Annotated in this window: 24 protein-coding genes and 1 pseudogene; 15 read left to right on the forward strand and 10 right to left on the reverse strand. The window is 68.3% G+C overall.

The genetic code is table 11. The features are described 5' to 3' along the window. The first annotated feature begins 105 nt into the window (after window positions 1–105). Together motA and motB are read left to right on the forward strand one after the other, a co-directional pair. On the forward strand, window positions 106–966 hold the full coding sequence (gene motA, locus ACFFGH_RS05790) for a flagellar motor stator protein MotA (RefSeq protein ID WP_386665752.1): 861 nt from the start codon (window positions 106–108) through the stop codon (window positions 964–966). A 12-nt stretch (window positions 967–978) separates the two neighbouring features. Further along, on the forward strand, window positions 979–2,007 hold the full coding sequence (gene motB, locus ACFFGH_RS05795) for a flagellar motor protein MotB (protein WP_386665755.1): 1,029 nt from the start codon (window positions 979–981) through the stop codon (window positions 2,005–2,007). Between the two features lie 81 nt (window positions 2,008–2,088). On the opposite strand, the gene ACFFGH_RS05800 is transcribed toward motB, so the two are convergent. Then, the gene (locus ACFFGH_RS05800) at window positions 2,089–3,066 is read right to left on the reverse strand and encodes a peptidylprolyl isomerase (protein WP_386665757.1); all 978 of its coding nucleotides are present in this window, start codon (window positions 3,064–3,066) and stop codon (window positions 2,089–2,091) included. A 107-nt stretch (window positions 3,067–3,173) separates the two neighbouring features. Further along, window positions 3,174–3,341 (reverse strand): annotated as a pseudogene (locus ACFFGH_RS05805) (HupB); the annotation flags it as partial. A 156-nt stretch (window positions 3,342–3,497) separates the two neighbouring features. Here ACFFGH_RS05805 and ACFFGH_RS05810 point away from each other — a divergent pair. Continuing rightward, complete coding sequence (locus ACFFGH_RS05810) at window positions 3,498–3,863, forward strand: PadR family transcriptional regulator (protein WP_386665760.1); 366 nt, start codon at window positions 3,498–3,500, stop codon at window positions 3,861–3,863. Beyond that, a complete protein-coding gene (locus ACFFGH_RS05815; protein ID WP_386665762.1) occupies window positions 3,860–4,801 on the forward strand; it encodes a sensor domain-containing protein in 942 nt (313 codons plus the stop codon). The genes ACFFGH_RS05810 and ACFFGH_RS05815 overlap by 4 nt, the downstream gene beginning before the upstream one ends. A 78-nt stretch (window positions 4,802–4,879) precedes the next feature. On the opposite strand, the gene ACFFGH_RS05820 is transcribed toward ACFFGH_RS05815, so the two are convergent. Continuing rightward, the gene (locus tag ACFFGH_RS05820) at window positions 4,880–6,124 is read right to left on the reverse strand and encodes a polyhydroxyalkanoate depolymerase (RefSeq protein WP_386667399.1); all 1,245 of its coding nucleotides are present in this window, start codon (window positions 6,122–6,124) and stop codon (window positions 4,880–4,882) included. Window positions 6,125–6,202: 78 nt separating this feature from the next. Continuing rightward, window positions 6,203–6,814: a class I SAM-dependent DNA methyltransferase gene (locus tag ACFFGH_RS05825; protein ID WP_386665765.1), complete on the reverse strand. Its 612-nt coding sequence runs from the start codon at window positions 6,812–6,814 to the stop codon at window positions 6,203–6,205. A gap of 123 nt (window positions 6,815–6,937) precedes the next feature. On the opposite strand from ACFFGH_RS05825, the gene ACFFGH_RS05830 reads away from it, so the two are divergent. Beyond that, window positions 6,938–7,372, forward strand: a complete 435-nt coding sequence (locus ACFFGH_RS05830; protein WP_386665767.1) for a CopD family protein — start codon at window positions 6,938–6,940, stop codon at window positions 7,370–7,372. Window positions 7,373–7,379: 7 nt separating this feature from the next. Continuing rightward, window positions 7,380–7,865 carry a DUF6194 family protein gene (locus ACFFGH_RS05835; protein ID WP_386665769.1) on the forward strand — a complete coding sequence of 162 codons (486 nt, stop codon included), beginning with the start codon at window positions 7,380–7,382 and terminating at the stop codon, window positions 7,863–7,865. Between the two features lie 30 nt (window positions 7,866–7,895). Here the strand turns inward: ACFFGH_RS05835 and ACFFGH_RS05840 are convergent, their stop codons facing one another. Next, complete coding sequence (locus ACFFGH_RS05840) at window positions 7,896–9,590, reverse strand: alkaline phosphatase family protein (RefSeq protein ID WP_386665771.1); 1,695 nt, start codon at window positions 9,588–9,590, stop codon at window positions 7,896–7,898. Between the two features lie 138 nt (window positions 9,591–9,728). Here ACFFGH_RS05840 and ACFFGH_RS05845 point away from each other — a divergent pair, with 138 nt between their 5' ends. After that, on the forward strand, window positions 9,729–11,075 hold the full coding sequence (locus tag ACFFGH_RS05845; RefSeq protein WP_386665773.1) for a dicarboxylate/amino acid:cation symporter: 1,347 nt from the start codon (window positions 9,729–9,731) through the stop codon (window positions 11,073–11,075). 31 nt (window positions 11,076–11,106) lie between these two features. Continuing rightward, window positions 11,107–11,691: a hypothetical protein gene (locus tag ACFFGH_RS05850; protein WP_386665776.1), complete on the forward strand. Its 585-nt coding sequence runs from the start codon at window positions 11,107–11,109 to the stop codon at window positions 11,689–11,691. 61 nt (window positions 11,692–11,752) lie between these two features. On the opposite strand, the gene ACFFGH_RS05855 is transcribed toward ACFFGH_RS05850, so the two are convergent. Beyond that, window positions 11,753–12,241 (reverse strand): NUDIX hydrolase, encoded by a 489-nt coding sequence (locus tag ACFFGH_RS05855; RefSeq protein WP_386667401.1) that lies wholly within the window; start codon window positions 12,239–12,241, stop codon window positions 11,753–11,755. After that, on the reverse strand, window positions 12,241–13,101 hold the full coding sequence (gene bla / locus ACFFGH_RS05860) for a subclass B3 metallo-beta-lactamase (protein ID WP_386665778.1): 861 nt from the start codon (window positions 13,099–13,101) through the stop codon (window positions 12,241–12,243). The genes ACFFGH_RS05855 and bla overlap by 1 nt, the downstream gene beginning before the upstream one ends. A gap of 216 nt (window positions 13,102–13,317) precedes the next feature. Between bla and ACFFGH_RS05865 the strand changes: the two genes are divergently transcribed. Next, entirely contained in the window at window positions 13,318–13,812 is a 495-nt protein-coding gene (locus ACFFGH_RS05865; RefSeq protein ID WP_386665780.1) for an acyl-CoA thioesterase, read from the forward strand. Between the two features lie 60 nt (window positions 13,813–13,872). Here the strand turns inward: ACFFGH_RS05865 and ACFFGH_RS05870 are convergent, their stop codons facing one another. Both ACFFGH_RS05870 and ACFFGH_RS05875 read right to left on the reverse strand, forming a co-directional pair. Further along, window positions 13,873–14,544, reverse strand: coding sequence for a C40 family peptidase (locus tag ACFFGH_RS05870; protein ID WP_386667402.1), 672 nt, complete (start codon window positions 14,542–14,544; stop codon window positions 13,873–13,875). 146 nt (window positions 14,545–14,690) lie between these two features. Beyond that, the gene (locus tag ACFFGH_RS05875) at window positions 14,691–15,185 is read right to left on the reverse strand and encodes a C40 family peptidase (protein ID WP_386667403.1); all 495 of its coding nucleotides are present in this window, start codon (window positions 15,183–15,185) and stop codon (window positions 14,691–14,693) included. A 170-nt stretch (window positions 15,186–15,355) separates the two neighbouring features. Here ACFFGH_RS05875 and ACFFGH_RS05880 point away from each other — a divergent pair, with 170 nt between their 5' ends. The 5 genes from ACFFGH_RS05880 to hutG all read left to right on the forward strand — a co-directional run bounded on the left by ACFFGH_RS05880 (window position 15,356) and on the right by hutG (window position 21,043). Next, on the forward strand, window positions 15,356–15,835 hold the full coding sequence (locus ACFFGH_RS05880) for an FKBP-type peptidyl-prolyl cis-trans isomerase (protein ID WP_386665783.1): 480 nt from the start codon (window positions 15,356–15,358) through the stop codon (window positions 15,833–15,835). A 125-nt stretch (window positions 15,836–15,960) separates the two neighbouring features. Beyond that, window positions 15,961–17,223 carry a DUF418 domain-containing protein gene (locus ACFFGH_RS05885; RefSeq protein ID WP_386665786.1) on the forward strand — a complete coding sequence of 421 codons (1,263 nt, stop codon included), beginning with the start codon at window positions 15,961–15,963 and terminating at the stop codon, window positions 17,221–17,223. Window positions 17,224–17,232: 9 nt separating this feature from the next. Next, window positions 17,233–18,489 carry an NAD(P)/FAD-dependent oxidoreductase gene (locus tag ACFFGH_RS05890; RefSeq protein ID WP_386665787.1) on the forward strand — a complete coding sequence of 419 codons (1,257 nt, stop codon included), beginning with the start codon at window positions 17,233–17,235 and terminating at the stop codon, window positions 18,487–18,489. Window positions 18,490–18,786: 297 nt separating this feature from the next. Further along, window positions 18,787–20,136, forward strand: a complete 1,350-nt coding sequence (gene gorA, locus ACFFGH_RS05895) for a glutathione-disulfide reductase (RefSeq protein WP_386665789.1) — start codon at window positions 18,787–18,789, stop codon at window positions 20,134–20,136. Window positions 20,137–20,254: 118 nt separating this feature from the next. Next, entirely contained in the window at window positions 20,255–21,043 is a 789-nt protein-coding gene (gene hutG, locus ACFFGH_RS05900; RefSeq protein WP_386665792.1) for an N-formylglutamate deformylase, read from the forward strand. A 163-nt stretch (window positions 21,044–21,206) separates the two neighbouring features. On the opposite strand, the gene parE is transcribed toward hutG, so the two are convergent. Then, window positions 21,207–23,114, reverse strand: a complete 1,908-nt coding sequence (gene parE, locus ACFFGH_RS05905) for a DNA topoisomerase IV subunit B (protein WP_386665794.1) — start codon at window positions 23,112–23,114, stop codon at window positions 21,207–21,209. Between the two features lie 270 nt (window positions 23,115–23,384). Here parE and pyrG point away from each other — a divergent pair, with 270 nt between their 5' ends. Then, entirely contained in the window at window positions 23,385–25,055 is a 1,671-nt protein-coding gene (gene pyrG / locus ACFFGH_RS05910) for a CTP synthase (protein WP_386665797.1), read from the forward strand. Window positions 25,056–25,112: the final 57 nt, after the last annotated feature.

A 25,112-nucleotide genomic window follows, 5' to 3' on the forward strand; every position in this document is an offset into this window, starting at 1 on the left:
AGGCAGGCGCGCAGCTCGAAGCGGAACGACGCCGAGCACCGGCGCTCAAGAGATGCGTCGCCGGGCCGATACCGCGGACATTGCAGCTGCTCGGATTTCCCCCGGATGTTCCTGATCATTGGTGGCATCGTCGTCATGGCCAGCGTGCTTGGCGGCTTCGTGATGGTCGGCGGCCAGATCATGGCGCTGTGGCATCTCAACGAGGTCATCGTGATCTGCGGCTCGGCCCTGGGCGCGTACATGATCGCGACGCCGCCCAAGGTGATGAAGGCGGCGTTCCGCGCGCCCATCGGGCTGCTCAAGGGGCCGAAGTATCGGCGCCAGGAATACGTAGACCTGCTCAAGCTCATCTACGAGATCCTGATCAAGATGCGGCGCGAGGGCATGATGGCCGTCGAAGCCGACGTCGATAATCCCGAGGAAAGCGCGGTCTTCCAGAAGTACCCGAAGGTCATGGCCGACCATCACATGCTGGATTTCATCACCGACTGCCTGCGGCTGATGGTCGGCAGCAACATGAATCCGCACGAGCTCGAGTCGCTGCTCGAATACGAACTTGAAACCCACCACCACGAAGCGCTCGAGCCTGCGCACTCGGTGCAGAAAGTCGCCGACGCACTGCCGGGCTTCGGCATCGTGGCCGCCGTGCTGGGCATCATCAACACGATGTCAGTCGTCGGCAGCGCGCCTCCGTCCGAGATCGGCTTGAAAGTCGCCTCGGCGCTGGTGGGCACGTTCCTCGGCATCCTGATCGCGTACGGCTACGTGGGCCCGCTGGCAACGGCGATGGAGACCCGCGCGAACGAGGACGCGAAGGCGTTCGAGGTGGTGAAGATGGCGCTGGTCGCATCGGTGCGCGGCTATGCGCCGACGGTAGCGATCGAGTTCGCACGCAAGCTGCTGTTCTCCGACGTGCGCCCGACGTTTGCCGACCTCGAGGCCGACCTCAAGGCCGCCAAGGGCTGACGGAGCACCGCGATGGCGTCCGAGAAGCAACAACAGCAACAACAACCGATCATCGTCGTCCGCAAGAAAAAGGGCGGAAGCGCCCACCACGGCGGCGCGTGGAAAGTCGCGTATGCCGACTTCGTGACCGCGATGATGGCGTTCTTCATGGTCATGTGGCTGACCGCGACCATGACGCCCGAGCAGCTCGGCGGCGTGGCCGACTACTTCAAGAACCCGAGCGCGGTCGCCAGCCGCGGCAGTGCGACGGTGGAGGGCAAGATGGGGCCCGGTGGCGCCGGCGATGCACCGATCAAGGTGTTCGACGCCGTCAAGAATCCGCCCGGTGCGGGCTCGGTGGACCTCAAGGCCGACGCGAAGGCGGCAGAAGAGAAGGAACGTAAGCGGCTCGAAGAGCTCAAGAAGCTGCTCGAAGAGGCGATCGCGAAGAGCCTCGCGATGGCGCCGTTCAAGGATCAGCTGCTGATCGACCTCACGCCGGAAGGGCTGCGCGTGCAGATCGTTGATGCGCAGAACCGGCCGATGTTCGATCTGGGCTCACCCGAGCTCAAGCCGCACACGCGCGCAATCCTGTTCGAGCTGGGGCGGTTCTTCAATCAGGTCGACAACCGCATCGCGATCAGCGGCCATACCGACACCACACCCTACGCCGGCGGCATCACCGGCTACAGCAACTGGGAGCTGTCGGCCGAACGCGCGAACGCGGCACGACGTGCGCTGGTGCGCGGCGGCCTGGCCGAAGAAAAGCTCTCGCGCATCGTCGGCCTGTCCTCGTCGGTGCTGTTCGACCAGGTGGACTCCCGCAATCCGATCAACCGGCGCATCAGCATCGTCGTGCTGAACCCGGCGGCCGAACGCTCGGCCGAAGCCAGCGACCGCGCGCGCGTGGTCGGCGACGGCCGTGCGGTTGACCCGCCGCCGCTGCCGCCGAGCGGCGACGCGGCAGCACTGGCGCGCGCGCCGGCTGCGGTGTCCGCACGCCCGGCAGCGGCCAATGGCCCGGCCGCCGAAGCAGGGGCCGCCCTCGCCAGCCCGCAGTAACGGCGAGGCGCGGAGGGCGCAGCCTGTGCGGCTCAGCGGCCGTGATGCACCGGCCACTTGGGTTGTTCCGCTTCGACCGGCCTACTTTGCGCCCTTGGTCTTCGCGTCCGCGACGCGAACCGGCAGCGGGACGTTGCACAGGTCGATGTGGCCCGCCGGACGCTTGTAGAAATCGTCGCGGCGGTTACGCCTGGATTCGACCAGTTCGGTGAATGCAGCGGTGTCGGTGCGCATCGCTTCCAGCGCCATGCGCTCGGTTTCGGGCAGCTCGCTTCCAAGCCTCACCGTCCGGATCGGCGTGCGCTGTTCGGGCTTCTCGTAGAAACCGAGCGGGCCGGTGCCACGAGGCATCGTCGACAGGTGCTCGATGCCGTGCACGACGCGACCCACCGTCGTGATGTTGCGGTCCAGTTGCCGTGGCGACTGCCCGGTGACGACGTAGAGCTCGGTGCCGTTGCTCGAATCGGCGGCGATGTCACGGCCAGCGCCAACCATGCCGTAGCAATGCGCGAGCCAGGTCGTGCCGGTGGCCGGGTCGCGGCCGGCCGGGAACCCGTCCACGAAGCCCACCTGCGGCGCCCAGCCGTCGCGATCGGGCAGCACATCGAACGACGCACCCTTCGGCCGCACGCGCTCGAATTCCGCCGGCAGCTTCGCCTTCGCCGAGCCCAGCGGCTTGCGCTTGGCTTCGTCTTCCGCCGGATCGCCCCACTGCACGACGAAGTTGTCCTGCGAGCGGTTGATGCTGGTGCCGTTCCAGTAGCCCTCACGTGCAAGCGTGCGGATGTTCGCCACGTGCTCGGGCGCGAGATTCGGAGCGAGCTCGATCACGATGCGGCCGGCATCGAGATCCATCACCAGCGTGTTCGACGGCTCGATCCGGCGCCAGTCCGACGGCGCGGACGCGTCGATGATTTCCTGCATCGAGCGCGGCTTTGCGTCGGCGGCTTTTGCCGGTGGGGCGGCGAGCGCCGGAGCCGAGCCCAGCAGCATCGCGAGCGCGATCGGCAACGCGGCGGACAGCTGGGTGCGGCTCGATCGGGACAGACTGGTTCGCATGACAGCACTCCGCAGAAGGATGCGGCCGATTCTGGGTCATGCGTACGCTCCGGGCCAGCCGGCCGGGCCGCCATGCCCGGCCATCGATCGAGCGAGGGTCAGCTGTCCCGACCCGAGCCGGACTTGTTGCCGCCGCCGTCCTGCTTGTTGACCGTCGCCCAGGCAATGCGTTCGGCCTCGTTCTCGGAGCGGCCCTGGTCGAGTTCGCTTTCCTTGATGTGCTCGGCCTTGCGCTTTTGCTTGTCGGTGTAGGCGGACTTGTCTCCCTGCGACATGGCGATCTCCTGCTGATTGAGAGGTACTGCCGGTCTATCAACCCAGGGGTCGAGGTGGCGCCAAAGCGCAGCGGCCAGCCGTCACCATGACCATCGGCAGGCGTGCTACTGCGAACTCCACACTACTATCGACTCCACACTAGTCGCCCGGCCGCCATGTTCGACACCGAACCCCTGCTGCGCAAATTCCAGAAAGAGCTCAGCGCCGGCACGGTCTCGCTCGCATTGTTGGCCGTGCTCGGCGCCGCCGCGCAGCCGATGTACGGCTACCAGATCGCCAAGCGCCTGGAACGCAGCGGCGAGGGCGTGCTGGCCGGCAAACAGAGTGCGCTGTACCCGGTGCTGCGCAATCTCGAAGCGGCCGGCCTGCTGGCCAGCCACGTCGAGCCCTCCGACGCAGGCCCGCCGCGACGCTACTACCGCATCACAGATGCCGGGCGGGTAGTGCTGCGCGAATGGGCCGCCGCATGGCGCGCCACCCGCGATTCCGTCGATTCCGTCCTCGAAGAGTTGATCCCATGAATGCCTCCCGTGAACCCGGCATCGCCGGCGCCCGCCAGTTTCCGGCGACGATTCCCGAATACCTGGAACACCTGCGCCGCGAACTCGCAGGCGCCGATCCGGCGCTGGTGCAGGACGCGCTGTACGACGCCGAGGAATACCTGCGCTCGGAATTGGCGGAAAACCCGGGCCGCTCGGAAGCAGAAGTGATCGCTTCGGTCGCGGGCAGCTACGGCGCACCCGATGAAGTCGCCGAGATCTACCGCGACACCGAAGTCCGTGTGCAAACCGCGCTGCGCGCGCCGCCGGCGCGGCCGCGCCGCTCGGCGTTCGGCCGCTTTTTCGGCGTTGCCGCCGAGCCACGCACCTACGCGGCCCTGTTCTACATGCTGCTGTCGATGGCGACCGGCATCTTCTATTTCACCTGGGTCGTCACCGGCGTGTCGCTGTCGGCCGGCCTTGCGATGCTGATCATCGGTGTGCCGTTCGTGATCCTCTACTTCGGATCGGTGCGCGTGCTGTCGCTGGTGGAAGGCCGCCTCGTCGAAGCAATGCTCGGCGAACGCATGCCGCGTCGACCGCTGTACAGCACACGCGGAAAGCCGCTGATCGAGCGCATCGTGCAGCTGTTCACCGATCCACGCGTCTGGGCGACGCAGCTCTACTTCCTGCTGATGCTGCCGCTCGGCGTCGTGTATTTCACGCTTGCGGTGACGGGCCTGGCGACGTCGATTTCGCTGATCGCCGCGCCCGTGCTGCTCGCCCTCGGCGAAGCCGGCGTGTTCACGATCGACGGCCTGCAGGTGGCGGGCGCCGAGGCGCTGCCGTGGACGTGGCCGTTCATCGCGCTCGTGGGCATCGCCCTGTTGTTCCTCACGCTGCACCTCGCGCGTGGCATCGGCCGCCTGCACGCGATGCTGGCCAAGCACATGCTCGTCAGGACCGCGCAGCACGACTGAGCACCGCACGACGGCGCGGTCGCGGGGCGGCGGGTCGGGCGCAACGCAGTCCGCGTCGCGCCGCGACCCGCGGATCCGTCAGCCCGCGTACTTCGCGATGAAGTCACGCACCTGCGGATACACCTGCGTGCGCCAGCGCCGGCCGCTGAAGATGCCGTAATGGCCGGCGCCTTCGATCGTGGCGTGGTGCTGGTCCTCCGCCGGAATGCCGCTGCACAGCTGATGCACTGCACGCGTCTGGCCGCGGCCCGAGATATCGTCGAGCTCGCCTTCGATCGTCAGCAGCGCCGTGCCCTTGATCGTATCCGGGCGCACGCGTTCACCGCGCACATCCCAGCCGCCCTTCGGCAACAGGTGCTGCTGGAACACGATGCGCACGGTGTCGAGGTAGTACTCGGCCGGCATGTCGAGCACGGCGTTGTACTCGTCGTAGAAGCGACGGTGTGATGCGGCATCCTCGAGGTCACCCTTGACCAGATGCGCGTAGAAATCCCAATGCGACTGGAAATGCCGCTCGGGGTTCATCGCCATGAAGCCCGTGTGCTGCAGGAAGCCCGGGTACACCCGGCGCCCGCGGCCCGGGTAGTTCGCCGGAACCTGGTGGATCAGGTTCGTTTCGAACCACCACAGCGGCTTGTGCGCCGCGAGGTCGTTGACCTGTGTCGGGCTCTGCCGCGTGTCGATCGGCCCGCCCATCATCACCAGCGAACGCGGCGTGGCCTCACCGCGTGCGGCCATCAGCGATACGGCAGCCAGCACCGGCACGGTCGGCTGGCACACGCTGATCACGTGCAGGGATTCGGCGCCGATGTGGCGGATGAATTCTTCGATGTACGCGACGTAATCGTCGAGGTGGAAGGGCCCATCGCTGAGCGGCACCATGCGCGCGTCGATCCAGTCGGTGATGTAGACCTTGTGGTCGCGCAGCAGCGTCTGGACGGTGTCGCGCAGCAGCGTGGAGTGGTGGCCCGATAGCGGGGCGACGACGAGCACGGTCGGATCATCGCGCAGTCCGACCAGGTCTTCGGCCTCGTCGGCGTAGCGCTTGAAGCGCAGCAGTCGGCAGAACGGCTTTTTCAGCACCTCACGCTCGACAACGGGGAACTTGGTCCCGTCGATCTCGATTTCGTGAATGCCGAACGCCGGCTTTTCGTAATCCTTGCCGATGCGGTAGAGCAGCTCGTAGCCCGCCGCCATGCGGGAGGCGCCCGGCACGCCGGACAGCCAGCTTCCGGTGGCGCCGAACATCTTGGCGCCGGCATCGGCCCAGTAGGTCACCGGTGCGAGCCAGGCCCGCCCGAGTTCATGCATCTGATAGAGCAGCATTTTGGCCTCACCCCCTGTAGGTGTTGCGCTGCAGCATACCCCGGGGTGTGTAGAGGGAAATGAACTTCCATCACGTTAGGGTCGGGCCAGCTCGAGCGTAGTCACGCCGTCCACCAGCGCCGGCGAAAGCCACAGATGCGAGCCCAGCGAAGCCAGCCCGAGTGCCTCGAAGCGCTGCCGGTAGAACCTCGCCGGGCGACGTTGAAAACCGGCCGTGTCACCCTCGATGCCGTCCTCACGCGTGAAGGTTTCGAGGAACGCGACCCCTCCGCAGAGCTCGGCCAGTGCGGGCAGACCGCGGTCGAGCTCACGCGTATCGACGTAATGCAGCACGTCGCTGCAGACCAGCAGGTCGACGGGATCGCAGGGGCGCAGATGCCCGAAGTCGCCGAACCGCGCGAAGTGCAGGTTGCGGCGCGCGCCGAAGCGGGCGATCGCGTACTCGCTGCTGTCGAAGCCGAGATAGCGCGCTTTAGGCCGCAGTTTCAGAAGCGGCGCGCGCCACGCACCTTCACCGCAGCCGATGTCGAGCACGGTGCGGATCGGGCGCTCGAGGTGGTACTCGGCGGTCGCGACGGCGAGCGCGACCTTGCGCGCAAGCCGCGCCGCACCGCCGATCGCGTGCTGCTTCAGCGCCGGGTCGTGGTACCAGCGCTGGAAATAGTCGGCGTCGTACTGCTTGCTCATGAAGGTCCTGGATATTGCGACGTGCGGCAGGGAAGGGTGGTGCGTAGCCAGCCGGGTGATGGGATCACCGGCGCGCCATTGCGGCGTGGCATCCTAGCGCGGCCTTTTTCACGCGGTTTACCCATGAACGCTTACGTCTGGACCAAGACCTTCCACCTCGTGTTCGTGATCGCCTGGATGGCGGCCGTGTTCTACCTGCCGCGCCTGCTGGTCAACCTGGCCGAAGCCGGGGATGTCCCGCCAGTGCGCGAGCGGCTGGTGCTGATGGGGCGCCGCCTGTATCGCTTCGGCCATGCGATGTTCGGCATCGCGGTCGTGCTGGGGCTCGCGCTGTGGATGCACTTCGGCGTCGGGCGCGGGCCGGGCAACGGTTGGCTGCACGCGAAAATCGCGCTCGTGGTGGCGCTGCTGGTGTACTTCATCGTCGCCGGACGCATGCTCAAGAGCGCGGTGAACGGCGGGCGGCTGCCGGCGGCGCGCCGACTGCGTTGGTTCAACGAACTGCCGGTGATCGGGCTGGTGGCGATCGTCTATCTCGTGCTCGCCAAGCCGTTCTGATCGGCGCATGGATGCGGCAGGCGCAGGGATTGCGCAACCACGGCTGACCCCGGCCCACGTCGAAGCCGGGCTTCTTGCGCGCTACGACGGGCTCAGCGTGGTCGACGCCTGGGGCGAGCGCTCGCTGTTCCACAACCCGGGCGGCGTGCTGCCGCGCGGCATCTACTTCGCGACGATCAAACAGCGCGACGGTGCGAACGACCGCGCGAGCGGGCTCGATCGCGACGGGGTGTTCCGCGTCAACACCGGCGTCTCGCGGCGCACCTACGAGCGATTGCTCGGTGCGGTTCCGACACGGCCCGACAAGGGCGGGGTCGTGTCGACCGGGCACGATTTCCAGCAGCTGGACGTGCTGATGCCGCATCCGGTCTATGCGTGGATGGGGTGGGTCTGCGTGCTCAACCCGTCAGTGCGGACCTGGCACGCGCTTGCGCCTTTGTTCGACGAAGCCCATGCGCTTGCGCAGGTGAAGTTCGCGCGCCGCGTGCGCTAGCGACGCGCGGGAAATTTGCCGCCTGGTCGATCACTTTGCCGCTGGGGCCACCGGTGCAGGCAGTTCCACCGGCACGCCGTTCGCGTCGCAGCGTCCGGCTTCGCACAGCTTGCTGCGCAGCGCCGGCAGCGCCTGCAGCATGAAGTGGTGGATCGCGTTCTGCTCCACATTGCCGCGCACGGCCGCGCTGCCGGGGCCACGCGCCCAGATGCCGACGTCGTCGCCACCGTGTGATTCGGCGCTGGTCGGCACGGTCGATTCCTGCAGATAGTCGGGGTGCGCGGTGTCCACCTCGGCGAGGTCCGGGCGGCCGGACGCGGGCTGGTAGCCGCTGGCCTGATGCGGCCAGCGCTTCGGGCCCTGCGGCTGCTGGTCGCTGGCGCCGGTGTAGCCAGGCCCGTTCGCATAGCCGAGCGTCGTGTAAGGCAGGCCGGTCGCATCGCGTGCGTAGTCGCCGGCATCGCTGCCTTCGCCGCTGCTGCCGCGCACCTTGCCGAGGATCGGATTGCCGCGCACCGGATAGCCGGCGAACGTCAGCGTGTGTGCATGGTCGGCGGTGACGAGGATCAGCGTGTCCTCGTCCGAGGTCATCTCGTCGGCGGCGCGCACGGCGTCGCTGAACGCGATCGTGTCGGTGAGCGCGCGGTAGGCATTGCCCTCGTGATGCGCATGGTCGATGCGGCCACCTTCGACCAGCAGCACGAAGCCGTCCTTGTCCTGCTGAAGCCGGGCGATCGCGGCCCGCGTCATCTCGGCGAGCGTCGGCTCGCCGGCCGGGTCGCGTGGACGATCGTGCTCGTAGTTCATGTGGCTGGGTTCGAACAGCCCGAGCAGCCGCCCCTGCGCCGGTGCCTGCTGCAGCTGCTGCAGGTTCCAGACGTAGGTGCCGCCTGGATGGCGCTGCTTCCACTCCTCGACCAGGTTGCGCCCGTCCAGGCGCTGGCCGACCTTGTCGGCGTGTTCGGGGTCGGGCTGGGTCGCCGGCGTGAACTGGCCGCGACCGCCGCCGAGCAGCACGTCCGGGCCGCCGGTCGGCGACTCGACGAACTGCCGCGCGATGTCGGCGCAGCCGGCGGCCTTCGCATCGGCGGGCAGTGCGGCGTCGTCTTCCCAGTTGCGGTCGGCGCTGTGCGTGAACGTCGCGGCCGGCGTCGCGTGAGTGACCCGCGTGCTCGTGACCACGCCGGTCGACAGGCCGTTCTGCGCGGCGAGTTCCCACAGCGAGGCGACCGGCGCAGCGAGCGCACCGGCGCAGTCGCCGCGCGCGGCGGTCTGGTCGATGCCGATCACGCCGGCGCGCGTCTTCACGCCCGCGGCCATCGCGGTCATCGTGCCGGCGGAGTCAGGCGTCTGCGAATCGGTGTTGTAGGTGCGGCTCAGCGCGGTGGCCGGGAAGTCCTCCCACGCCAGACGGTTCTCCTCGCCGGGCTGGCCGCGGCGCTGGCCTTCGAGGATGCGCGCGGCGGCCACCGTAGTGAGGCTCATGCCGTCGCCGACGAACAGGATCACGTTGCGCGCCTTGCCGGCCATCGCGCCGCGCTCGGCTGCCGCCGCGGCGCCACTGCGGTACCACCATGCAGGCGTCTCGCCGCCGGGGCGTTCGATTGCCGGCACCTGCACCGTGATCGCCGGTGCTGCCGGCGTCGCGGCCGTGCGCGGTTCGACCGAGGCGCATGCGGTTACGAACAACGCGGGCAGCAGGCAGAGCGGGAGGGTGCGGTGCATCGGGCAGGTACTCGTCGAGGCTGACCGGCGATTATGCCGGCTGCGTGTAGCGGCGAATGGAACGCTGCGCGCCCGGCTCCGGTATCGCCCGCCCGTGCGAGCTCGGCTATGGTTGACCGATCGTTGTGAGGGTTTGCCATGTCCGTGCTGTCCGGCGCCATCCATGCGTGGTTCAAGATTCCGTTCTGGCAGCGCGTGCTTGCCGGTTTCATCCTCGGCGCGCTCGCGGGCTGGATGCTGGGTCCCGCCGCGGAGAGCCTGCTGGGTCCGATCGGCAGGCTGTACGTGAACCTGATCAAGATGATCGCGGTACCGCTGGTGTTCTTCGCGGTCATCAATGCCATCGCGTCGCTGCACGGGCAGAAGTCGATCGCAGCGCTGGGCGGTCGCACGTTCGCGTGGTTCGCGGTCACCGCAATCTTCGCCGTCTGCATCGGTTTGCTCGTCGGCTGGGTGATGCAGCCGGGCCGCGGCCTGGCGGGGCTGACGGTTGCGCCCGAGTTCAACGTGCGCGACGTACCGTCGCCGGTGCAGGTGGTGCTCGACATCGTGCCGCTCAACCCGTTCCAGGCGCTGGCCGGGGCGGGGCCGGTCACCGACGGGGACGGGGCGACGCGTCTGGCGCCGACGGGCACGATCCTGCAGGTGCTGTTCTTCGCCGCGCTGATCGGCTTTTCCCTGGTCAAGCTCGGTGAGCGCGTCGCAGGGCTGCGAAAGCTCGCCGGCGAGGCGAGCGAGGTCATGATCCAGATCACGCGCTTCGTTCTCGAGGTCACGCCGCTGGGCACGTTCGGCCTGATCGGTGCGCTGGTCGGTGCGTACGGTTTCGAGAAGCTGCTGCCGCTGGGGACATTCGTCGTGGCGCTGTACGTCGCCTGCGCGCTGCATATCGTCGTGGTGTACGGCGGCCTGCTCGCCGCGCACGGACTCAATCCGCTCAGGTTCTTCCGCGGCGCCGCGCCGGGCATGGAGGTCGCGTTCGCCAGCTCGTCCAGCTTCGCGGCGCTGCCGGCCTCGATCCAGTCGGTGACCCACAACCTCGGCGTCGACCGCGATTACGCGGCGTTCGCGGTGCCACTGGGCGCGAGCATCAAGATGGACGCCTGCGGCGCGATCTATCCCGCGCTGACGTCGATGTTCGTCGCGCAGTACTTCGGGCTGCAGCTCGATCCGTCGCAGTACTTCATCATCCTCATCGCATCGGTACTCGGCAGCTTCGGCACCGCCGGGGTGCCGGGTACGGCGAGCGTCATGGTCACGCTGGTGCTGTCGGCGGCCGGCCTGCCGCTGGAGGGCATCGGCTATCTGATCGCGATCGATCGTGTGCTGGACATGATGCGCACGATGACGAACGTGACCGGGCAGATGCTGGTGCCGGTGCTGGTCGCGAAGGAGACCGGGCTGCTCGACCGCGCGGTATATGACGCGGCGTCGAGCAACGTCGGGCTGGTCGAACACGAATCCGCCGAACACAAGGCCGCCTAGGGCGCGTCGAATCCAAGGGAGCACGACCGACATGAAGTCACAGATCCGGATCGCACGGACGATCGCGGTTGCGACCGCCACCGCATGGTTGTGCGCCTGCGCCACGACTTCACCCGCGCCCGTTGAATCAACCGCGCCGGCGCGCGACGGCCGCGTCGGCGCCGAGGACATCACCGGCATCGAGCCGGCGCAGGCCCGGCTCGTGCTGGCTGCGAACGAGGCGTTCCACCCACCGCTGGAAGAGCCTTCGAACGCGATGCCGACCTACCCGCAGGCCCTGCTCGCCCAGCAACTGCCGCCGCAGGCGATCTGCCTGCAGGTCAGCATCGGGCCCGACGGCGCGGTGATGTTTTCGCGTCCGCTGAAGGACCGGCCCGGCTGCGATGCGCCGGTTGACGCGGCCTTCGACGCCGCCGCCGCCGAAACCGTAGCGGGCTGGCGTTTCGACCCGGCATTCAAGTGCGTGTTCGCCGATGAGGCGACGAAGCTGCGTGACGGGCCGGGGTGTGGCGATGCGCTGATGGCGCGTCAGGCGGTCAGCCTCGTCTACCGGTTCGAGTTCAGCCAGCGCGAGGGGCAGGGCATGGTGCAGACGGGGAGCCAGGCGGCGCCCTGAAGGGCCGGCCCGCTTTCGGGCGGAGCGTTGGCGAGCCTAAGCGCGGGGGCGGAGGAGTGCATCAGACGCGCGAATACCGCCACGACAGCATGCGGCCATCGCGATACGGCATCACGCCATGGAACGGACGCGGATCTTCGTCGAACACCAGCGGCAGGAATTCGCGGTCTCCTTCCCACATCGGCAGTTCGTGGATGCGCTCGAGCGGCACCCACTCCAGCGGGCCTTCGGCGTTCGCGGTCAGCGGCTCGCCTTCGAATGCGGTGATCAGGAACACGAAGCCGAGCCAGTCCTCGCCGTGCTTGCCGAAGCCGGGCCAGCTGATCGTGCCGCGCAGCGCGAGCGCCGTGCACTCGATGCCGGCTTCCTCGCGGATCTCACGCCTCATGCCCGCCAGTACGTCCTCATCGGCTTCGAGCTTGCCGCCCAGGCCGTTGTACTTTCCAAGGTGCGCGTCATCCGGCCGCGCGTTGCGATGCACGAGCAGCACTTCGCGACCGTCCGGCGAAAGCACGTAACCCAGCGTGGCCACGACCGGCGAGTACGGAATCAGCGGCGCTTCCCGCGCTGGGCCTGGAGCTGCGCGTCGAGACGGCGCTCGGCCGCATCGGCATAGGCCGCGCAGGTGATCGGCTTCGGGTGTGGCGCCGCCGTGTTCGAAACCGCCCAGCCGCTCGCATCCGGGTGCGGCGTCAGCAGCAGGTCGCAGGGCAGGGCGCGCACCGCCGCGAAGCCGCGGCGGTAATCCTCGACGATGCGTGGGTGGCGCGGGTTGCCTTCAAGCCGATAGCCCGGTGCGGTCAGGCTGTCGGCATACGCGATCCGGACCGGGGCCCCGTCGCGTGTGTCGGTCCACGTCCAACTAAGACTGCCGGGGGTATGGCCAGGTGTGAAATGCGCGACCAGCCGCAGCTCACCAAGCTCGATCGTCTCGCTGTCCATCAGCAGCCGATCGGCACGTGCCGGCGGAAACATCACGCTGTCGCCGAAATGCAGGTCGTCGGCGCCACCACGCGCGAGCAACGTGGCCGACTCGGCATTCGTCGCGATGCGCGCACCCGTGGCACGCGCGATCGCCGCAAGCGGCCCGGCGTGGTCGAAATGCGCGTGGCTGTGGACGACCCACTTGAGCTCGCCCGGCGCGAGGCCCAGCTCACCCATGCGTGCCAGCAGGTGGTCTGCCGCCTGCGGCAGGCCGCCGTCGATCAGCACGGCGCCGGCGTCGGTGCGGATCAGCACTGACGCCAGCCCCTCGGTGCCGATGTACCAGCTGCGGTCAGCGATGCGGAACGGCGCGACCGGCCGGCGCCACGAGTCGGGTGTTTCGTTCGCACGCGACGCCGGCAGGAGCGCCTCGTCCGCCTGGGCGGAAGTGACGAGCAGCAACAGCACGGCGACAAGGCTACGCATGGTGGCGGCAGTCAGGCTGGTGGCGGGCGCGGCAGTGTGTGCGATCCGCATCGCATCGACCAGCGGCGTCCGGGCAGGGCCGGCGCGTCCGTGCTGGATGCGGCACGCCTGCGGCCCGTGGCTGCGCCGTCACGCGGTAGGGGCATGATGCCGCGGCGGAGGCGGGCGCCGCAGAACACTCAGGCCGCCGGCGCCGGAACGAACATGGGAGATCAGATGAGCGGCGAACAACGCGAACTGACGATGCGGTTTCTGGCTGAGCCGACCGACGTCAATTTCGGCGGCAAGGTGCACGGTGGCACGGTCATGAAATGGATCGACCAGGCCGGCTACGCGGCGGCGGTCGGCTGGAGCGGGTGCTACTGCGTCACTGTCGCGGTCGGCGGCATCCGGTTCGTCGCGCCCGTGCACATCAGCGACCTCGTCACGGTGACCGCCAAGCTCGTGCACACCGGCACCAGCAGCATGCATTTCGCGGTCGAGGTCACTGCGCGTGACCCGATGGGTGGGGCCGAGCGCCTGTGCACCCACTGCGTCATCGTGTTCGTCGCGCTCGACCGGGACACCGGCAAACCCGGCCCTGTCCCGTGCTGGGAACCCGACAGCGAGCACGACCGCCGGCTCGCCGAGTACGCCCAGCAGGTGATGGCGCTCAGCAAGGGGATCGAGCAGACGATCCAGCAGTTCCGCGAGCCGCCGGCCGCCGGCTGAGCCCGGAAACGCAGAAGCCGCCCGAAGGCGGCTCCGTGCGACGCGACGAGGGCAGCAGCCTCAGCCGCCGTGCACGCGACGTGCCTGCAGGAATTTCTCGTGCCAGTAGCCGCTGTCGAGCGTCGAAACGGTCACGTCACGCCCGGTACGCGGCGCATGCACGAACTTGCCGTTGCCCACGTAGATGCCGACGTGGTCCACCTCACCGCCGTGCTTGCCGAAGAACACCAGATCGCCTTCCACCAGCGCCGCGCGGTCGCTGACCAGCTCGCCGGCCTTGGCCATCTCGCGCGAAACGCGCGGCAGCTCGATGCCGAGTGCATTGCGGAACACGTAGCCGACTAGGCCGCTGCAGTCGAAGCCGCTATCCGGCGAGGTGCCACCCCAGCGGTACGGCGTGCCGAGCAGGCCCAGCGCGCGCTGCAGCACATCCTTGATGCCGCCTTCGCCCGCCGGCTTGGCGTCGGCAGGGGTCAGCAGGCGGTTGAGGTCGGTCGCGAGGATCAGCGCGCGGTCCGACAGCGTCATCGACTCCGGCAGCGCGCGACGGGTGGCCGTCGCGTCTTCCTGCGGCGCCGGCACCGCAATCGGCGGCGCAGCGACAGTGGGCTTCTGCTGGGCAAACGCGCCCAGCGACGAGGCCGAAAGCGCAAGCAGCAGGGAGAAACGGATCGCCGCCCGACGGGCGGGAGAGGCGGTGGCGGCAGTGCGGCCTGTGGAGGTCGAGAGCATCGTCACGCGGTCATCATGAATTCTTGACGCGGCGATGATGCCCACGGAATCGCAGGGAAAGGTTCAGATTTCGTTAGAAATTTGTGAGGCCGGCGGACCCCCATTCCACTTTGACGGTTCAGCTGAACCGTCCTGAAACGCCGGTCTCAGTTCAGTACGCGTCGGGAGCCGACGTAATGGTCGCGCCAGTAATGACCGTCGAGGTGGTCCACCCGGACCGTCCCTCCGCTGCTCGGAGCGTGCACGAAGCGGCCTTGGCCGAGGTAGATCCCGACATGGTCGACCGTGCCCGCACTGGCAAAGAACACCAGGTCGCCGGCCGCCAGCCGGTCTGGCGCGAGCTTCGGGCCGGGCCAGGCCGACAGCTCTCGTGAGCTGCGCGGCAGTCTCAGATCGAGGATGTCGCGGTAGACGTAATTGACCAGTCCGCTGCAGTCGAAGCCGTCCTCGGGCCGTCCGCCGCCGGCCCGGTACGGCGTGCCCACCAGGCTGATCGCGCGGATCAACACGGCATTCGCGCGTGCCGGGTCGGCCGGCTCGACGACCGGCCAGTCGCGCAGCGCCACCGGCGCCGGGCGCACGCGCTCGGGTTTTCCGCAGGCGCCGACCATGGCGGCAAGCACCAGCGCCGCCACTGCCATGGCAGGGCGAACTGGCGCCGGGAGGGGCTTGTCCGGATAATGCGCGGCCTTCGTCACGGCCGACAGCTTGGCGGGTCGCACGTGGCTCGGCAATACGGTCGTGGTTCCCGCAGGCGGCACAGCCGCCACTGCCCAACGCGGCCCCGTTGCCGCCAGCCGAGCCCGAGTCCATGAAAATCCAGAAAGACAGCGTCGTCCGTTTCCATTACACCGTGTCCGAGCAGGGCCAGGAGCCGCTCGAGACGTCGGAAGGCCGCGAGCCGCTGGCGATCCTGATCGGGCACGGCAACATCATCCCGGGCCTTGAGACCGCGATGGAAGGCCGCGAGGCCGGCGAGAAGTTCGAAGTCGACGTGGCGGCCGCCGAGGCCTACGGCGAGAAGCGCGAGGGCCTGACCCAGCGCATCCCGAAGAAGCATTTCGAAGGCCAGCCGCTGAAGCCGGGCATGCAGGTCATCCTGAACACGAATTTCGGCCCGCGTGCGGTGACGATCCAGAAGGTCGGCATGAGCGTCGTCGACGTCGACCTCAACCACCCGATGGCCGGCAAGGACCTGCATTTCGCGATCGAGATCGTCGAGGTGCGCGAGGCTTCGGCCGAGGAACTCGAGCACGGCCACGTGCACGGCGAAGGTGGCCACCACCACTGAGCCAGCCTTCCGGCACGGGACGAAGCCCGCGCAAGCGGGCTTCGTTTTTGGCGCGGCAGTGACTTCCGGGCCAAGGGGAACAGGGGCACTTCGCACACAATCGCGACCTCACAGGGAGGGGTGCGATGAACGCAGCGACGCGTTGGGGGCCGGTGGCGACATCGGAGCGGATCGGTGCGATGGACGTGCTGCGCGGGTTCGCGCTGCTCGGCATCCTGCTGATGAACATCGAAGCGATGGTCGGGCCGCTCAATGCCGCGATGACGGGCGTCGACCCCTCGCTGCGCGGCGTCGATCGCTGGGTGGACACCGCGATCTACGTCCTCGTGCAGGGCAAGTTCTACACGCTGTTCTCGCTGCTGTTCGGCATGGGCTTCGCGGTGATGATGCGACGTGCCGATGCGGCGGGCCGGCCGTTCGTGAAGGTCTACCTGCGGCGCACGCTCGGGCTTCTGGCGATCGGGCTGGTGCACATGCTCGCGATCTGGTCGGGCGACATCCTCACCGTCTACGCCGTGCTGTCGCTCGCGTTGCTGTGGGGCTTTCGCAACAAGGCGACCGCGAAGCTGCCGCGCTGGGCGCTCGGCATGTACCTGATCCCGGTCGTGCTGATGCTGCTGCTCGGCGCGCTGGTCAGCCTGTCGCAGCTCGACCCGAAGGGCGCGACCGAAGCGGCGAAGCAGCAGGCCGCGCAGCTTGCCGAGACGGCCCGCATGATCAATGCGCAGCGCGCCGCGTACGGCGGCGGCGATTACCTCGCCGCGGTCGCCCAGCGCTGGGATGACATGGTCAGCGTGCTCACGTTCGTGGTGATTTTCGGCTGGCAGGTGCTGGCGATGTTCGTGCTGGGCCTGTGGTTCGTGCGCTCCGGCGCGATCGAACGGCCCGGCGAGTTTCCACGGCTGTATTCGCGACTGCGGTTTATCGCGCTGCCGGTCGGTCTTGCGCTGATGCTGGCTTCGGTCGCGCTCGAGCCGACGCTGGACGGACGCATGGATATCCGGGTTGGCGCCGCAGCCGCGCTGGCGTGGGTCGCGAGCCTGCTGATGTGCCTGGGTTATTTCGCCTGGGTGATGCATGGCCTGAAGTCGCCACCGTGGGCGTCGCGACTCGCGATCTTCGCCCCGGCCGGGCGCATGGCGCTGACCAACTACCTGATGCAGTCGGTCATCGGCACGCTGGTGTTCTACGGCTATGGCCTGGGCTGGTTCGAGCAGCTGCCGCGCGCATGGCAGGTGCCGTTCGTGCTGGTGCTGTTCGGGCTGCAGGTGCTCTGGAGCCACTGGTGGCTCGCGCGGTTCCGCTACGGTCCGGCGGAATGGCTGTGGCGCGCATTCACGTACGGCGGGCGCCCGCCGCTGCGGCTGGAGCGCGCGCACGCGCCGTAAACTGCGGGCATGGAACAACGCGAAGATGTGGTGGTCGTCGGCGCGGGCGTGATCGGCCTGTGCACCGCGCTGGCACTGCTCGAGGGCGGGCGCGGCGTGCGCGTCATCGATGCCGGCCGCATCGGCGGCGGCAGTTCCCACGGCAACTGCGGCACCATCACCCCCAGCCATGCGCCGCCGCTCGCGGCGCCGGGCATGGTGTCGACCGCGGTGCGGATGATGGTGTCGGCCGACTCGCCGCTGTACATCCGCCCACGCGTCGACCTCCTGTTGTGGCGCTGGCTGTGGCGGTTCGCGGCGCGCTGCAATGTGCGCGACTGGGAGGTCAGCGCACGCGCGAAGGCCGCGCTGCTCAACGATTCGCGCGAGCGGTTGCAGCAGTGGATCCATGGTTACGGTTTGGCTTGCGAGTTCGTGGAGTCCGGCGAGGACTATGTCTTCCGCGATCCGCGGCGCTTCGAGCACGGCCAGGGCGAGCTGGAGCTGCTGCGCGGGCTCGGCATCGGCGTCGAGGTCATCGACGGGCCTTCCTACGAGGCCCAGGAGCCGGCCGTGAAGCCCGGCGTCGCAGGGGCCATCCGCTTCTCGGGCGACGCCGCGCTGCGGCCCGACCGCTACGTGGCCGAGCTTGCGCGGGTGGTGGGCGAGCGCGGCGGCCGGATCGACGAGCATCGGCCGCTTGAGTCGCTCACCGAGGAACCCGACGGCTTCCTGATCGATACACCGCACGGCCCGCTACGCGCCCGGGAGGTGGTCATCGCGACCGGGGCCTGGTCGCCGCGGCTTGCCACGCTGCTCGGCCAGCGTTGGCTGCGGCACGCGATGCAACCGGGCAAGGGCTACTCGATCACCTATTCGAGCCCCCCGCTGGTGCCCCGGCGGCCGCTGGTGCTTCGCGAGCGCTCGGTCTGCGTCACCGCATGGGGCAGCGGGTTCCGGCTCGGCAGCACGATGGAGTTCTCGGGCTTCGACGAGGCGCTCAATGCCCGTCGTCTCGGGGCGCTCGAGCGCGGCGCGGCGGAGTACCTGCATCAGCCGACCGGGCCCGAGGTGCGCGAGCGGTGGTACGGCTGGCGGCCGATGAGCTGTGACGATATTCCGATCATCGGGCCCGCACCCGGTCGCGAGCGCCTCTGGCTGGCGACCGGGCACGGGATGATGGGGGTCGGCATGAGCGCAGGCACCGGCCAACTGCTCGCGGATCTGATGCTGGGCCGCCAGTCGGCGATCGACCCGGCGCCTTACCGCCCGGCGCGTTTCGGCTAGTTCGAAGGCCGGCTGCAGGCCGGCCGGCACGCCCCGGCTTCGCGAGGCAGCTCTTCGCAGTGGCTGCGATGCAGACGCTGCCTTGATTTGAGCACTGCAGTACGAGGATGACGGACGGCGCGCCCCAGCTCCGCCTGCCTGCGACGCTTCTTGCGGCGTGGGTCGGCCGTTTCCTAGCTCGTGCCGCTACGTCCACGCACATTGATGCAGGCTCGCGCCCCGGCCTTGCGGCCACGGCCCGTTGGCACCCACGGCCGCCGCCGGACGGCCCGGGCCCGATGCAGACAGGAGGATTCCATGGCGCACGATTTCGACCTGATCGTGATCGGCGGCGGCTCCGGCGGCCTTGCCGGCGCATTCCGCGCTGCCGAGCACGGTGCGCGCGTGGCGCTGCTCGAGCCCTCCGCGCTGGGCGGCACCTGCGTCAACATGGGCTGCGTACCGAAGAAGGCGATGTGGCATGCGGCTGACCTCGCATCGCGTCTGCGTAACGCGGGCGCGCTGGGCTTCGAGTCAGCGTCCGTGGCGCTGGACTGGCCTACGTTCATCGCCCACCGGCAGCGCTACATCGAGGGCATCCATGCCAGCTACCGTCGTCGCCTCGAGGCGACCGGGATCAGCCTGCTGCCGATGCGGGCGCGGTTCGCGGGCCCGGACCGCGTCGAGTGCACCGACGGCGTGCAGCTTTCAGCGCCACACATCCTGATCGCGACCGGCGGCCAGCCGTTCACCCCACCGCTGCCGGGTGCGGAGCTCGGCGAAACCTCGGACGACTTCTTCCGCTGGACCGCGGCACCCGAGCGCGTCGCGGTCGTGGGCGGTGGCTATATCGGGGTCGAGCTGGCCGGGGTGCTGCAACTGCTCGGCAGCCAGGTCGATCTGCTCATTCGCGGGCCGAGGATGCTCGAGCACTTCGAAGCCGAGCTCACCGACCAGCTCGCCGAGGACTACCGGCACGCCGGAGTCCGGCTCCACTTCGACACGCGGCTGGATGCGCTCGAACAGGCCACGCACGGCATCCGCGCCGTCACCACGCCGGCGCTCGACCGGGCCGTATTCGACCGGGTGCTGTTCGCAACCGGCCGGCGACCGAATACCGCCGACCTCGGGCTCGAATCGGCGGGCCTCGTGCCCGACGCCCGAGGGCGCATCAAGGTCGACCCGCGGCATTGCACCGCCGTTCCGGGCATCTACGCGGTCGGCGATGTAACGGCCGACACCGCCCTGACGCCGGTCGCGATCGCCGCCGCACGAAGGCTGATGGACCGCGTGTTCGGCGGTCGGACCGACAACGAGCTCGACCTGGGCATGGTGCCGACCGTGGTGTTCGCGCACCCGCCGCTGGGCACGGTCGGGTTGACCGAAGCGCAGGCGAGGCAGGTCTACGGAGACGCGGTGCACGTGGCCCGGGCGGGTTTTCGTCCGATGATCCACGCACTCGCCGACGTACCGCTGCGCAGCCTGTTCAAGCTCGTCTGCGCCGGCCCCGAGCGCCGCGTGGTCGGGTTGCACCTGCTCGGCGAAGGTGCCGACGAGATCCTGCAGGGCTTTGCCGTCGCGATCCGCAAAGGCGTCACGCTCGACGACCTGCGGGACACGATCGCGATCCATCCGACCAGCGCCGAGGAAGTCGTGCTGATGCGCTGAACCGAGCGTGCGCTCGCGCCGGTCGCGTATGGAAGCATCATTGGGCGGCCGGGCACGACGATTCACTTCACCCGTCCGCCGATGTCAGCATGCCGGCGTTTCCGTACAGGCTGCCGAGATGACAGACACTTTCACTCTTTATCGGGGCACGGCCCCTCTGCTCGTGAGCCTGCCGCACGACGGCCACGTGATTCCGCCTGAAATCGCAGCGCGAATGGTCGAATCCGCCTGCGTCGCGCCCGATACTGATTGGCACGTCTCGCGTCTGTACGCGTTCGCACGCGAGCTCGGCGCCTCGATGCTCGTGCCGCGCTATTCGCGCTACGTCGTCGATCTGAATCGCCCGCCCGACGACACTTCGCTCTATCCGGGCCAGAACACCACCGGCTTGTGCCCGACCGTGCAGTTCTGTGGCCAGCCGGTCTACCGCGACGGCCAGGCGCCTTCGGAGGACGAGGTGGCCCAGCGCGTCGACCGCTACTGGCGGCCGTACCACGAGGCGCTGCGCAGCGAGCTCGACCGCCTGCATGCGATGCACGGGCGGGTCGTGCTCTTGGAGGGTCATTCGATCAAGGGCGACGAGCTGCCGTTCCTGTTCGAAGGCCGGCTGCCCGACCTCAACCTCGGTACTGCCGGTGGCGCGAGCTGCTCGCAGCAGTTGCAGTCGGCACTCGAGGGCGTGCTCTCGGCCCAGCAGACCTACGACTGGGTGGTGAACGGGCGCTTCAAGGGCGGCTACATCACCCGGCATTACGGCGAGCCGGCGCGCGGCATCGATGCGGTGCAGCTCGAAATCAGCCAGCGCGTCTACATGGACGAAGCGACATTCGAATACGACCAGGACAAGGCCGCGAATGCGCAGCGGGTGCTCGCCCCGCTGCTGCAGGCCGCGCTGGCGGGCCACTGATTGATGCTGGTGCTGCGCCGCGGGCCGGCTCGGTTCGATGGTCGGGGTGCGGCGCAGTACCAACCGGCGCACGACGCAGCCCCGAGACGGCCTCGTCCGCGGCGCTCCAAGTTACAAAAAAAGATGAGGCGCACCGGTCACAAAGCCCGGGTGCGCCAGTACCTCAGACCTCGAGCGTCGCGAGGTCGCCCTTGGTTTCGAGCCAGGCCTTGCGATCGGACGCACGCTTCTTGGCCAGCAGCATGTCCATCAGCGACCGCGTGCCTTCCTGATCGTCGACCGTCAGTTGCACGAGCCGGCGCGTGTCAGGGTGGATCGTCGACTCGCGCAGCTGGCCCGGGTTCATCTCGCCCAGGCCCTTGAAGCGGGTCACGTTGATGGCGCCGCCGGAGCCTTTTTTCTTCGAGTTCTTCTCGCGCTCGATCTTTTCGAGCTGGATGCGCTTTTCCTCTTCGTCCAGCGCATAGAACACCTGCTTACCGTAATCGATGCGGAACAGCGGCGGCATCGCGACGAACACGTGCCCGGCCGCGACCAGCGCCGGGAAATGCTTGAGGAACAGCGCGGTCAGCAGGGTCGCGATGTGCAGGCCGTCGGAGTCGGCGTCGGCGAGGATGATGACCTTGCCGTAACGCAGCCCGCTGATGTCGTCCTTGCCCGGGTCGCAACCGATTGCGACCGCCAGGTCGTGCACTTCCTGTGAGGCGAGCACGCTGCCGGACGCGACTTCCCAGGTGTTCAGGATCTTGCCGCGCAGCGGCAGGATCGCCTGGAAGTCCTTGTCACGCGCCTGCTTGGCGCTGCCGCCGGCCGAATCGCCCTCGACGAGGAACAGCTCGGTCCGGGAAAGATCCTGGCTGCTGCAATCGGCCAGCTTGCCGGGCAGGGCAGGGCCCTGGGTGATCTTCTTGCGGGTGATCTGCTTTTCGGTCTTCAGTCGTGCCGAGGCGCGCTCGATCGCGAGTTGCGCGATTTTCTCGCCGAGCTCGACGTGCTGGTTCAGCCACAGCGAGAACGCATCGTGCGCCGCGCCCTCGACAAAGCCCGCCGCCTGGCGCGAACTCAGGCGTTCCTTGGTCTGGCCCGAAAACTGCGGGTCGGACATCTTGATGCTGAGCACGAACGCGACGCGGTCCCAGACGTCCTCGGGCGCGAGCTTCACGCCGCGCGGCAGCAGATTGCGGAAATCGCAGAACTCGCGCAGCGCATCGGTGAAGCCGGTGCGCAGGCCGTTGACGTGCGTGCCGTGCTGCGCGGTCGGGATCAGGTTGACGTAACTTTCCTGCACCAGCTCGCCTTCCGGCACCCACGCCACGGCCCAGTCGGCAGTCTCGGTGTCCTTGGTCAGCTTGCCAACGAACAACTGCGGCGGCAGCAGCTCGCGGTCGGCCAGTTCGCCTCGCAGGTAGTCGCGCAGGCCATCCTCGAAGTACCACTCGTTTTTCTCACCTGTCGCCTCGTCGAGCAAGCGCACGGTCAGGCCCGGACACAGCACCGCTTTCGCACGCAGCAGGTGCCGTAGCGCGCGGATGTTGAACTTCGGGGTGTCGAAGTACTGCGGGTCGGGCCAGAAGTGCACGCGCGTGCCGGTGTTCTTCTTGCCGACCGTGCCGATGATTTCGAGCTTGGACGCGCGGAAGCCGTCCTTGAACGTCATCCGGTATTCGTTGCCGTCGCGTTTGATGCGCACGTCGACGAGGGTCGAAAGCGCATTGACCACGCTCACGCCGACGCCGTGCAGGCCGCCGGAGAACGTGTAGTTCTTGTTGCTGAACTTGCCACCGGCGTGCAGCCGCGTGAGGATCAGCTCGACGCCGGGGATCTTCTCTTCCGGGTGGATATCGACCGGCATGCCGCGGCCGTCGTCGATGACCGAGCAGCTGCCATCGGTATGCAGCGTGACCTCGATCGACTTCGCGTGTCCGGCAAGCGCCTCGTCGACCGCGTTGTCGATGACTTCCTGCGCGAGGTGGTTCGGACGGCTCGTGTCCGTGTACATGCCCGGGCGGCGCTTGACCGGGTCCAGCCCCGACAGGACTTCGATGTCGGCGGCGTTGTAGCGATTGTTCATTGAGCTGCTTTTCGTCGCCTGGGGGGCGGCTGTGGTCGCGCGAGAATGGCGACGGGGAGCAGGGCGGTCAAGCTGGCGAGCGCGGATGCGTGTCATGGCGCGAGCTTGGCCCGAGGCGGTCGCGCCAGACGAGACCGGCGCGGCCGCCGTGCCTGAACGGCGCGCCGCTGGCCAGCGTTTCCCGAAGCCCGCAGCCACGACGCACGCGTCAAGTCGTCGCGGTTGGCGGCCCCAACCGCTAAACTACCGCTTTCCAGCGGCAGCAACTCCATGACTCCCCTGATTTTTGTCACCGGCGGCGTGGTGTCCTCGCTTGGCAAGGGCATCGCCGCCGCCTCGCTGGCCGCCGTGCTCGAGGCCCGCGGCCTGCGGGTGACGATGATGAAGCTCGACCCGTACATCAACGTCGACCCGGGCACGATGAGCCCGTTCCAGCACGGCGAGGTCTACGTCACCGACGACGGTGCCGAGACCGACCTCGACCTCGGCCATTACGAGCGCTACCTGCGCACCCGCCTGAGCCGGAAGAACTCGATCACCACGGGCCGGATCTACGACAACGTGATCCGCAAGGAGCGCCGCGGCGACTACCTCGGCGGCACGGTGCAGGTCATCCCGCACATCACCGACGAGATCAAGCGCAGCATCACCGAAGCCACTGACGGGTTCGATGTCGGGCTGGTCGAGATCGGCGGTACGGTCGGCGATATCGAGTCGCTGCCGTTCCTCGAGGCGATCCGCCAGATCCGCAGCGAGCGCGGGCAGGAAAAGGCGCTGTTCATGCACCTCACGCTGGTGCCGTGGATCGCCGCCGCCGGTGAGCTCAAGACCAAGCCGACTCAGCACTCGGTCAAGGAGATGCGCTCGATCGGCATCCAGCCCGACATCCTGCTGTGCCGTTCGGAGCAGCCGCTTCCCGATTCCGAACGCCGCAAGATCGCGCTGTTCACGAACGTCTCCGAGCGCGCCGTGATCTCGGCGGTCGACCTCGACAACATCTACAAGATGCCGCGTCGCTTCCATGAGGCGGGCCTCGACGAGCTGATCATCGAGCGGCTGCGCCTGCAGGCGGGGCCGGCCGACCTGACCGAGTGGGACGCCGTCGTCGACGCGAGCGAGCACCCCGAAGACGAGGTCGTGATCGGCGTGGTCGGCAAGTACATCGACCACCAGGACGCGTACAAATCCGTGGCCGAGGCGCTCAAACACGGCGGCCTGCGCCAGCGCACCCGCGTGAAGCTCAAGTGGCTCGAGTCGACGGACATCGAGCGCGAGGGCGCGAAGCTGCTCGAGGACGTCGACGGCATCCTGGTGCCGGGCGGCTTCGGCGACCGGGGCTTCGAAGGCAAGGTCATGACCTCGGCCTACGCGCGCGAGCACGACGTGCCGTACTTCGGCATCTGTTACGGCATGCAGGCGGCGGTGGTCGACATGGCGCGCCACAAGGCCGGCCTTGAGGGCGCGAACAGCACCGAGAACGACAAGCACTCGCCGCATCCGGTGATCGGCCTGATTACCGAATGGCGCACCGCCGCCGGCGAGATCCAGCGCCGCAGCGCGGACTCCGACCTCGGCGGCACGATGCGCCTGGGCCTGCAGGAGCAGCGCATCAAGCCCGGCACGCTCGCGCGCGACGTCTACGGCGCGGATGTAGTCAGCGAGCGTCATCGGCACCGCTACGAGTTCAACAACCGCTACCGCACCCAGCTCGAGGATGCGGGCCTGGTGATCAGCGCGAAGTCGATGGACGACCTGCTCGTCGAGATGGTCGAGCTGCCGCGCAATGAGCACCCGTGGTTCCTGGCGTGTCAGGCGCACCCGGAGTTCCTGTCCACGCCGCGCGACGGCCACCCGTTGTTCATCGGCTTCATCCGCGCCGCGCGCGCGCACAAGGCTCAGCGCCTGCGCAGCCAGGAGCCGCGTGAAATGGCGTCTGCATGACGCCACGGCACAACCGGCGTTTCGCACCGCGAGGCCGCATCCCGCGTGACCTCGCGT

Source organism: Lysobacter korlensis (genome assembly GCF_042434515.1).

Excerpts from the sequence above, each read along its gene's own strand:
- motA (WP_386665752.1), top strand. The coding sequence starts at position 106 with ATGTTCCTGATCATTGGTGGCATCGTCGTCATGGCCAGCGTGCTTGGC.
- motB (WP_386665755.1), top strand. The coding sequence starts at position 979 with ATGGCGTCCGAGAAGCAACAACAGCAACAACAACCGATCATCGTCGTC.
- ACFFGH_RS05800 (WP_386665757.1), bottom strand. The coding sequence starts at position 3,066 with ATGCGAACCAGTCTGTCCCGATCGAGCCGCACCCAGCTGTCCGCCGCG.
- ACFFGH_RS05810 (WP_386665760.1), top strand. The coding sequence starts at position 3,498 with ATGTTCGACACCGAACCCCTGCTGCGCAAATTCCAGAAAGAGCTCAGC.
- ACFFGH_RS05815 (WP_386665762.1), top strand. The coding sequence starts at position 3,860 with ATGAATGCCTCCCGTGAACCCGGCATCGCCGGCGCCCGCCAGTTTCCG.
- ACFFGH_RS05825 (WP_386665765.1), bottom strand. The coding sequence starts at position 6,814 with ATGAGCAAGCAGTACGACGCCGACTATTTCCAGCGCTGGTACCACGAC.
- ACFFGH_RS05830 (WP_386665767.1), top strand. The coding sequence starts at position 6,938 with ATGAACGCTTACGTCTGGACCAAGACCTTCCACCTCGTGTTCGTGATC.
- ACFFGH_RS05835 (WP_386665769.1), top strand. The coding sequence starts at position 7,380 with ATGGATGCGGCAGGCGCAGGGATTGCGCAACCACGGCTGACCCCGGCC.
- ACFFGH_RS05840 (WP_386665771.1), bottom strand. The coding sequence starts at position 9,590 with ATGCACCGCACCCTCCCGCTCTGCCTGCTGCCCGCGTTGTTCGTAACC.
- ACFFGH_RS05845 (WP_386665773.1), top strand. The coding sequence starts at position 9,729 with ATGTCCGTGCTGTCCGGCGCCATCCATGCGTGGTTCAAGATTCCGTTC.
- ACFFGH_RS05850 (WP_386665776.1), top strand. The coding sequence starts at position 11,107 with ATGAAGTCACAGATCCGGATCGCACGGACGATCGCGGTTGCGACCGCC.
- bla (WP_386665778.1), bottom strand. The coding sequence starts at position 13,101 with ATGCGTAGCCTTGTCGCCGTGCTGTTGCTGCTCGTCACTTCCGCCCAG.
- ACFFGH_RS05865 (WP_386665780.1), top strand. The coding sequence starts at position 13,318 with ATGAGCGGCGAACAACGCGAACTGACGATGCGGTTTCTGGCTGAGCCG.
- ACFFGH_RS05870 (WP_386667402.1), bottom strand. The coding sequence starts at position 14,544 with ATGCTCTCGACCTCCACAGGCCGCACTGCCGCCACCGCCTCTCCCGCC.
- ACFFGH_RS05875 (WP_386667403.1), bottom strand. The coding sequence starts at position 15,185 with ATGGCAGTGGCGGCGCTGGTGCTTGCCGCCATGGTCGGCGCCTGCGGA.
- ACFFGH_RS05880 (WP_386665783.1), top strand. The coding sequence starts at position 15,356 with ATGAAAATCCAGAAAGACAGCGTCGTCCGTTTCCATTACACCGTGTCC.
- ACFFGH_RS05885 (WP_386665786.1), top strand. The coding sequence starts at position 15,961 with ATGAACGCAGCGACGCGTTGGGGGCCGGTGGCGACATCGGAGCGGATC.
- ACFFGH_RS05890 (WP_386665787.1), top strand. The coding sequence starts at position 17,233 with ATGGAACAACGCGAAGATGTGGTGGTCGTCGGCGCGGGCGTGATCGGC.
- gorA (WP_386665789.1), top strand. The coding sequence starts at position 18,787 with ATGGCGCACGATTTCGACCTGATCGTGATCGGCGGCGGCTCCGGCGGC.
- hutG (WP_386665792.1), top strand. The coding sequence starts at position 20,255 with ATGACAGACACTTTCACTCTTTATCGGGGCACGGCCCCTCTGCTCGTG.
- parE (WP_386665794.1), bottom strand. The coding sequence starts at position 23,114 with ATGAACAATCGCTACAACGCCGCCGACATCGAAGTCCTGTCGGGGCTG.
- pyrG (WP_386665797.1), top strand. The coding sequence starts at position 23,385 with ATGACTCCCCTGATTTTTGTCACCGGCGGCGTGGTGTCCTCGCTTGGC.